Raw genomic sequence first — 7,667 nt, forward strand, 5'->3', positions numbered from 1 at the left:
ACCGGTGCTCAGACCTGGGCCAGGTCCGGCTCGGCCGCGGCCGTCCGCCGGAGCTTGGCCGCCTTCGAAATCACTCCATCCGCGGACGGACCAGCCCCGACTCGTACGCGATCACCACGAGCTGTGCCCGGTCGCGCGCGCCCAGCTTGGCCATGGCCCGGTTGACGTGCGTCTTCACGGTCAGCGGGCTGACCGCGAGGCGCTCGGCGATCTCGTCGTTGGAGTGCCCGCCCGCGACCTGCACGAGCACCTCGCGCTCGCGGCCGGTGAGGGCGCCCAGCCGCTCGGAGCCGGCCGGGGCGCGGCCGTCGTCCCGGTCGCCCTGGGCGAGGAAGCGGGCGATCAGGCCCTTCGTGGCGGACGGGGACAGCAGGGCGTCGCCGGCCGCGGCGACCCGGATGGCGTTGAGCAGTTCCTCGGGCTCGCTGCCCTTGCCGAGGAAGCCGGAGGCGCCCGCGCGCAGCGACTGGACCACGTAGTCGTCCACCTCGAAGGTGGTCAGGATGACCACCCGGACCCGGGCGAGCTCGGGGTCCTCGCCGATCAGCCGGGTGGCGGCGAGGCCGTCGGTGCCGGGCATCCGGATGTCCATGAGGACGACGTCGGGGCGGCGCTCCTTGGCGAGCCGGACCGCCGCCGCGCCGTCGGACGCCTCCCCCACCACCTCCATGTCGGGCTCGGAGTCGACCAGCACCCGGAACGCGCTGCGCAGCAGTGCCTGGTCGTCGGCGAGCAGGACACGGATCGTCATACGGGCTCCCCCGGTGCCGTCGTACGGCCTTCGACGCGGTTGTCGGTGGTGCTGACGGGCAGGATCGCATGGACGCGGAAACCGCCGCCGTAGCGGGGCCCGGTGGTGAGGGTGCCGCCCAGGGCGCCGACGCGTTCGCGCATGCCGAGCAGCCCGTGGCCCCCGCCGGTCTCGAAGGCACCGGGCTCGGCGGCGCCGGTCTCGGAGGCGCCGGTCTCCGGGGCGGTGGTCTGCGGGGCGGTGGTCTGCGGGGCGGTGGTCTGCGGGGCGGTGGTCTCGCCGCAGCCGTCGTCCACCACGGTGACCTCGATGTGCGATCCGACGCGGACGACGCTCACCTCGGCCCGCGCCCCGGCGCCCGCGTGTTTGCGCACGTTGGTGAGGGCTTCCTGGACGATCCGGTAGGCGGCGAGGTCCACGGCCGCCGGCAGACGGGTGCCCTGGTCGGCGCGGGCCACCTCCACGGGGAGCCCGGCGCTGCGGAAGGTGCCGGCCAGCTCCTCCAGGAGGCTGAGGCCGGGGGCCGGCTCGGTGGGGGCCTCCGGATCTCCGGACTGGCGCAGCAGGCCGACGGTCGCCCGCAGCTCGCTGAGCGCGCTGCGGCTGGCCTCGCGGACGTGGGCGAGGGCCTCCTTGGCCTGGTCGGGGCGCTTGTCCATGACGTGCGCGGCGACCCCGGCCTGCACATTGACCAGGGCGATGTGGTGGGCGACGACGTCGTGCAGGTCGCGGGCGATGCGCAGCCGCTCCTCGGCGACGCGGCGACGGGCCTCCTCCTCGCGGGTGCGCTCCGCGCGCTCGGCGCGTTCCCGCATGGCCCGCACGACCGCGCGGCGGCTGCGGACCGCGTCGCCCGCGGTGGCGCCGATGCCGGTCCAGGCGAGCACGCCCAGGTTCTCCTGCGCGTACCAGGGCAGCGGGCCGAAGAACATCGCGGCGGCGGTCAGCACGGTCATCGTGAGCAGGCCGACGCGGAAGGTGGTGGTGCGGTCGGTGGTCGAGGCGACCGTGTACAGGGCGATGACGGCGGACATCGCGACGGGGGCGCGGGGGTCGCCGGTGACGCACTCCACGACCGAGAGGGTGCAGGTGAGCGCGAGGACCGTGCGCGGGGCGCGGCGGCGCGGCACGAGGGCGGCGGCGGCGAGCAGCATCAGCAGCAGGCTGAGCGGAGCGGGGGTGCGGATGCCCCAGGTGACGCCGTCGGTGCCGTGCGGTATCGCGAAGGAGCCGGCGACCATGCACACGAGGACGCCCGCAGCGAGGCCCGCGTCCAGGGCGAGGGGGTGGGCCTTCAGCTCGCAGCGGGCACGTTCCAGAGGGGTCACGTGAGGAACAGTACGGCGGGGACCGTCGCGGACGACGGCACCGCCTGCCCCCGCGCCCGTGCCGTCCGCCGTGTCCGTGCCGTCCGCCGTGTCCGTGCCGTCCCGGACGCTCAGTCCGGGATCAGTCCGTTCTCGCCGAGCATCGAGCGGACCTCCTCCAGCGACGCGTCCGGCGCCGGGAGGATCAGGTCCGAGGGCTCCAGCTCGTCGGCGCCGAGCGGCGCCCCGAGCCGTCGCACGGCGTCGAGGAGGGTGGCGAGGGTGCGGCGGAAGCCCTCCTCGTCGCCGCCCTCCATCTCGGCCAGCAGTTCGTCGTCCAGCCGGTTCAGCTCGGCGAAGTGGGAGTCGTCCAGCCTGACCTGGCCCTCTCCCATGATCCGTACGATCACGTCGGCCTCCTCGGCTCGTCCCGGCGCCGTCCTGCCGCTGGTCGCAGGACCTACTGCTTGTCGAAGCGGGGGGTGTCCTGCTGCTGCCGGTCCTGGGCCTGTCCCTGCCCGGCACCGCCCTCGATGGCCTGCTGCTGGGTCCCGCCGGCCAGCTCGGCCTTCATGCGCTGAAGCTCCAGCTCTACATCACTACCACCGGAGAGCCGGTCCAGCTCGGCGGCGATGTCGTCCTTGGCCATGCCGGTCGGGTCGTCCAGGGCACCGGAGGCGAGCAGCTCGTCGATGGCGCCGGCGCGGGCCTGGAGCTGCTGCGTCTTGTCCTCGGCGCGCTGGATCGCGAGGCCGACGTCGCCCATCTCCTCGGAGATGCCGGAGAAGGCCTCGCCGATCCGGGTCTGGGCCTGGGCGGCGGTGTAGGTGGCCTTGATGGTCTCCTTCTTCGTGCGGAAGGCGTCCACCTTGGCCTGGAGGCGCTGGGCCGCCAGGGTGAGCTTCTCCTCCTCGCCCTGGAGGGTGGCGTGCTGCGTCTCCAGGTCGGTCACCTGCTGCTGGAGCGCGGCGCGCCGGGACAGCGCCTCGCGGGCCAGGTCCTCGCGGCCGAGCGCCAGCGCCTTGCGGCCCTGGTCCTCCAGCTTGCCGGACTGCTGCTGCAACTGGTTGAGCTGGAGTTCCAGGCGCTTGCGGCTGGTCGCCACGTCGGCGACGCCGCGGCGCACCTTCTGGAGCAGTTCGAGCTGCTTCTGGTACGAGTAATCGAGGGTTTCGCGCGGGTCCTCGGCCCGGTCAAGGGCCTTGTTCGCCTTCGCGCGGAAGATCATCCCCATACGCTTCATGACACCGCTCATGGGCTTCGCGCGCCCCCTTCTGACGGACTCCAGCTCACCGATCCTGCGACAAGACCCACAGTACGGGCCCTGCCTCCATTACCGCACTGTCCGGGGCGTGATGCGCTCATCCCCAAGAACGACTGCGGAGAGTGCCGATCCGGCGCAGGGAGGAGGCGGTCCCCTAACCGGACCCGGCGAAGCCGCGTCCGGCCCTGCCGGAACACCCCCTCTGCGTCATACAGACGCTCGGTGTTGCGGGATCGTTCCCGTTCGGGCTGCGGTCCATGCCGCCGGAGCCCTTACCCTTGGTCTTTGTGTTCCGTAGCCGTGCCAAGGATGAGAAGCCCCAGGCCGACAAGCCGGTGAACTTCTCCAAGCAGCCCCGCGACCCGCAGGCCCCCAAGGGCAGGCCCACTCCCAAGCGCAGTGAGGCCCAGTCCCAGCGCCGCAGCGTCGCCAACACCCCGACGACCCGCAAGGACGCCGCCAAGCGTTCGCGCGAGGAGCGCCGGCAGGCGCTGGAGAGGCAGCGCCAGGCGCTGGCGAGCGGCGACGAGCGCTATCTGCCGGCCCGGGACAAGGGTCCCGTGCGCCGGTTCGCCCGTGACTGGGTGGACTCCCGGTTCAACGTGGCCGAGTTCTTCCTGCCGCTCGCCATCGTGATCCTCGTGCTGAGCGTCGTCCGGGTGCCCGCGCTGCAGAACATCGCGCTGCTGCTGTGGGCCGTGGTGATCGTCCTGATCGTGCTGGACGCGGCGGTCAGCGGCTTCCGGCTGAAGAAGCGGCTCAAGGAGCGCTTCCCGGACGGCAACACCCGCGGCGCGGTGGCCTACGCACTGATGCGCTCCCTCCAGATGCGCCGGCTCCGGCTGCCGAAGCCGCAGGTCAAGCGCGGAGAGCGGCCCTGAGCGCAGACGCTTTCACCTCGGGCGCGGCCCACTCCTGGCTGGACAAGGTGGGCGGGCTGCGCGATGTCGTGCGCCAGGAACTGGTGGCACGGCAGCTCGACGAGCAGATAGCCGGGCGGTTCCCGGTCGGGCGGCGGCTGCGGGTGCTCGACGTGGGGATCGGCCAGGGCACGCAGGCCCTGCGGCTGGCCCGGCTCGGCCATCAGGTGACCGGCGTCGAGCAGGACCCGGTGATGGTCGCCGCCGCGCGCGAGGCGCTGGACCGGGAGCCGGAGGGCATACGGGAGCGGGTCCGGCTGGTGCAGGGCGACGGCCGGGACACCGGGGTGCACTTCCTGCCGGGCAGCTTCGACCTGGTGCTCTGCCACGGCGTGCTGATGTATGTCGAGGAGCCCGATCCGCTGGTGGCGGGCCTGGCCCGGATGCTGGCGCCCGGCGGCCTGCTCTCCCTGCTGGTGCGCAACGGCGACGGGCTCGCCATGCGGCCCGGCCTGGCCGGCGACTGGGCGGGCGCGCTGGCCGCCTTCGACACCACCGCCTACACCAACCGCCTGGGCCTGAACGTGCGGGCCGACCGGCTGTCCGAGCTGACCGCCACCCTCGCCGGCATCGCCGCCCCGCTGCACGCCTGGTACGGCGTCCGGGTCTTCACGGACACGGCGGCGGACGACGCGGTCCTGCCCGCCGACCTGGAGACGCTGCTCGCGGTCGAGGAGCGGGCCGGCCGCACGGACCCCTACCGGGGGGTCGCGGCGCTGCTGCATCTGTGCGGGGTACGGGGCTGAGCCCGTTCGGGGCAACACGGCGGGCCCGCTGATCAACGCGCGGCCAGACTCGGGGCATGGACGCTTCCCGTACCCCTGTCCTGCGCCGGGTGATCCCGGTCCTGCTGCTGGTGTGCTGCGCGGCGCTCGCCGGCTGCGAGGGCACCGCCGCGCCGGGCGCGCGGCAGCACGAGACGGCGACGGCGGGCCCGGCGGCCGTACCGATGGCGGCGGGCGATCTGCAGAGCGCGTACCAGCGGGTCATCCGGCAGGTGCTGCCGTCGGTCGTGCAGATCGAGGCGAGCCGTGATCTCGGCTCCGGGATCGTGTACGACGACCGGGGGCACATCGTCACCAACGCCCATGTGGTCGGCAACGAGAAGACGTTCCGGGTGACGACGGCGGGCAGCGAGGAGCCGCTGACCGCGACCCTGGTGTACTCCTACCCCCAGCAGGACCTCGCGGTGATCAAGCTGGACCGGGTGCCGCGCGGGCTGCGGCCCGCGGTGTTCGGCGACAGCGAGAAGGTGGAGGTCGGCCAGATCGTGCTGGCCATGGGGTCGCCGCTCGGGCTGTCGTCCAGCGTGACCCAGGGGATCGTCTCGGCGACCGGGCGGACCGTGAGCGAGGGCAGCGGCGGCGGGGGCACCGGCGCCACCATCGCCAACATGGTGCAGACGTCGGCGGCCATCAATCCCGGCAACAGCGGCGGCGCCCTGGTCAACCTGGACGGGCAGGTCATCGGCATCCCGACGCTGGCCGCGGCCGACCCCGGCATCGGCAGCGCGGCGGCCGGGATCGGTTTCGCCATCCCGGCGTCGATGGCGCGCACCATCGCCGGGCAGATCGTCCGGGAGGGCCGGGTGGTGGACTCGGGACGGGCCGCGCTCGGCATCACCGGGCGGACCGTGGTGGACGACCGGCTCCAGCCGGCCGGGGTCGCCGTCGTCACCGTGCAGAGCGGCGGCCCCGCGGACCGGGCCGGGCTGCGGGTCGGCGACATCATCACCCGGGTCGGCGGGCAGTCCGTCACCACCATCACCTCCCTCCAGGAGGCGCTGGCGTCGAACCGGCCGGACCGGCGCGTCCCGGTGGCCTACCAGCGGGACGGGACGCAGCGGACGGCGCAGGTGACGCTGGGCGAGCAGTGAGGAGGGGTACGGCGTCCGGGGCACGGCTCCGGGGGCGCGCCCCTCCCCACCGCGGGGTCAGGCGGCGTCGGCGTGCAGGCTCATCGGCCCGTAGATCTCGGTGTCGTCCTCGAACAGCCGCACCTGGTCCGCGCCGCCCTCCAGCAGCGCCTTCCAGTGCTCCCCCACCCAGGACTCGGCGTCCCCCTGGGTGCTGAACTCCTCGGGCTGGACCGCCGGCTGGACCTCCGTCCCGTCGGCCTTCTCGAACCGCCACGTCCATGCCGTCATGTGGGCCTCCTTGTGATCCAACACGTGCTGGAAGAGTAGACGGAAGCGCAATACCCGATCGGACAGGCGAAAATCGTTCCGTGGAAGTGACTCTGCTCGGTACCGGCGCCCCCGCCGGACTGCCCCGCCCCGACTGTCCCTGCGCCGCCTGCGCGATGGCGCTGGGGCCGGACGCGCGGGCGGCCACCGCGCTGCTGGTGGACGGCGCGCTGCTGCTGGACCTCACGCCGGGCGCGGCCTTCGCGGCGGCCCGGGCCGGGCACTCGCTGGCCGGGGTGCGCCAGGTGCTCCTCTCCCATCCGCACGACGGGCCCCCGGTGGAGGTGCCGGCCGGACTGCCGCAGCCGGGGCGGGTGCCGGACGGGCGGGAGCTGGCGCTGCTGACCGGGCACCGGGTGCGGGCGGTGGCGATGGACGCGGGCGGCACCGGGTACGCGGTGACCGGTCCGGACGGGCAGCGGCTGCTGTACCTGCCGCCCGGCGGGGCGCCGGCGGGTCTGGAGGCGGGGACGGCGGAGTCGTACCACATGGTCCTCGCGGACGTCGTGGGCCGCCCGGACGCGCTGGCCCGGCTGCGGGCGGTGGGCTCCGCGGGGCCGACCACGGACGTCGTCGCGGTCCATCTGGACCACGACGTGCCGCCCGGGGCGGAGCTGCGGCGGCGGCTGGCCGCGGCGGGGGCGCGCGCGGTGCCCGACGGTACGACGCTGGTGGTCGGGGCGTACGAGGAGGTGCCGGACGTGCCGCGGCGGACGCTGGTGCTCGGCGGGGCGCGTTCGGGCAAGTCGGTGGAGGCCGAGCGGCGGCTGGAGTCGTTCCCGGACGTGCTGTACGTGGCGACCGGCGGCACCAGGGGCGGGGACACCGAGTGGGCGGCGCGGGTGGCCGCGCACCGGGAGCGGCGGCCGGGTTCGTGGCGTACGGCGGAGACGACGGACCTGGAGCCGGTGCTGCGCGAGGACGGGCCGCCGGTGCTGATCGACTGTCTGTCGCTGTGGCTGACCGACGTCATGGACGAGGTCGGGGCGTGGGACGACGCCGAGTGGGCGGGCGGGGGCGAGAAGGCGCTGCGGGAGCGGGTGCGCGCGCTGGCGGAGGCGGTCCGCCGCACCCGGCGCACCGTCGTCGCCGTGTCGAACGAGGTCGGTTCGGGGATCGTGCCGGCGACGGCGTCGGGCCGCCGCTACCGCGACGAACTGGGGCGGCTGAACGCGGCGTTCGGCGCGGAGTGCGAGCAGGTGCTGCTGGTGGTCGCCGGGCAGGCGATGGTGCTGCGGGG

9 protein-coding genes are annotated in these 7,667 nt (G+C 74.3%); 4 read left to right on the forward strand and 5 right to left on the reverse strand.

Annotation, left to right across the window (positions count from 1 at the left end; all coding sequences use genetic code 11):
- Positions 1–70: 70 nt before the first annotated feature.
- From FRZ03_RS31865 to FRZ03_RS31880, 4 genes are all read right to left on the reverse strand, one after another.
- Entirely contained in the window at positions 71–751 is a 681-nt protein-coding gene (locus FRZ03_RS31865) for a response regulator (protein ID WP_146468552.1), read from the reverse strand.
- Positions 748–2,079 (reverse strand): sensor histidine kinase, encoded by a 1,332-nt coding sequence (locus FRZ03_RS31870; RefSeq protein WP_146468553.1) that lies wholly within the window; start codon positions 2,077–2,079, stop codon positions 748–750. The genes FRZ03_RS31865 and FRZ03_RS31870 overlap by 4 nt, the downstream gene beginning before the upstream one ends.
- A gap of 110 nt (positions 2,080–2,189) precedes the next feature.
- Positions 2,190–2,468 (reverse strand): PspA-associated protein PspAA, encoded by a 279-nt coding sequence (gene pspAA / locus FRZ03_RS31875; RefSeq protein WP_146468554.1) that lies wholly within the window; start codon positions 2,466–2,468, stop codon positions 2,190–2,192.
- A gap of 50 nt (positions 2,469–2,518) precedes the next feature.
- Positions 2,519–3,313: a PspA/IM30 family protein gene (locus FRZ03_RS31880; protein ID WP_146468555.1), complete on the reverse strand. Its 795-nt coding sequence runs from the start codon at positions 3,311–3,313 to the stop codon at positions 2,519–2,521.
- A 266-nt stretch (positions 3,314–3,579) separates the two neighbouring features.
- Between FRZ03_RS31880 and FRZ03_RS31885 the strand changes: the two genes are divergently transcribed.
- From FRZ03_RS31885 to FRZ03_RS31895, 3 genes are all read left to right on the forward strand, one after another.
- A complete protein-coding gene (locus FRZ03_RS31885; RefSeq protein ID WP_146468556.1) occupies positions 3,580–4,203 on the forward strand; it encodes a DUF3043 domain-containing protein in 624 nt (207 codons plus the stop codon).
- 83 nt (positions 4,204–4,286) lie between these two features.
- Positions 4,287–4,988 carry a class I SAM-dependent methyltransferase gene (locus FRZ03_RS31890; RefSeq protein ID WP_146468644.1) on the forward strand — a complete coding sequence of 234 codons (702 nt, stop codon included), beginning with the start codon at positions 4,287–4,289 and terminating at the stop codon, positions 4,986–4,988.
- 56 nt (positions 4,989–5,044) lie between these two features.
- Positions 5,045–6,118 (forward strand): S1C family serine protease, encoded by a 1,074-nt coding sequence (locus tag FRZ03_RS31895; RefSeq protein ID WP_146468557.1) that lies wholly within the window; start codon positions 5,045–5,047, stop codon positions 6,116–6,118.
- Positions 6,119–6,175: 57 nt separating this feature from the next.
- Here FRZ03_RS31895 and FRZ03_RS31900 read toward each other — a convergent pair whose 3' ends face one another.
- Positions 6,176–6,388 carry a hypothetical protein gene (locus FRZ03_RS31900; protein WP_146468558.1) on the reverse strand — a complete coding sequence of 71 codons (213 nt, stop codon included), beginning with the start codon at positions 6,386–6,388 and terminating at the stop codon, positions 6,176–6,178.
- Positions 6,389–6,468: 80 nt separating this feature from the next.
- On the opposite strand from FRZ03_RS31900, the gene FRZ03_RS31905 reads away from it, so the two are divergent.
- The coding region (locus FRZ03_RS31905; protein WP_146468645.1) for a bifunctional adenosylcobinamide kinase/adenosylcobinamide-phosphate guanylyltransferase at positions 6,469–7,667 on the forward strand (1,199 nt) is incomplete at its 3' end.

This window comes from Streptomyces misionensis (assembly GCF_007896895.1).
GTDB lineage: Bacteria > Actinomycetota > Actinomycetes > Streptomycetales > Streptomycetaceae > Streptomyces > Streptomyces misionensis_A.

Bases quoted from the DNA above. Each gene is read 5' to 3' on its own strand.
- FRZ03_RS31865 (WP_146468552.1), bottom strand. From the start codon at position 751: ATGACGATCCGTGTCCTGCTCGCCGACGACCAGGCACTGCTGCGCAGC.
- FRZ03_RS31880 (WP_146468555.1), bottom strand. From the start codon at position 3,313: ATGAGCGGTGTCATGAAGCGTATGGGGATGATCTTCCGCGCGAAGGCG.
- FRZ03_RS31885 (WP_146468556.1), top strand. From the start codon at position 3,580: ATGCCGCCGGAGCCCTTACCCTTGGTCTTTGTGTTCCGTAGCCGTGCC.
- FRZ03_RS31895 (WP_146468557.1), top strand. From the start codon at position 5,045: ATGGACGCTTCCCGTACCCCTGTCCTGCGCCGGGTGATCCCGGTCCTG.
- FRZ03_RS31900 (WP_146468558.1), bottom strand. From the start codon at position 6,388: ATGACGGCATGGACGTGGCGGTTCGAGAAGGCCGACGGGACGGAGGTC.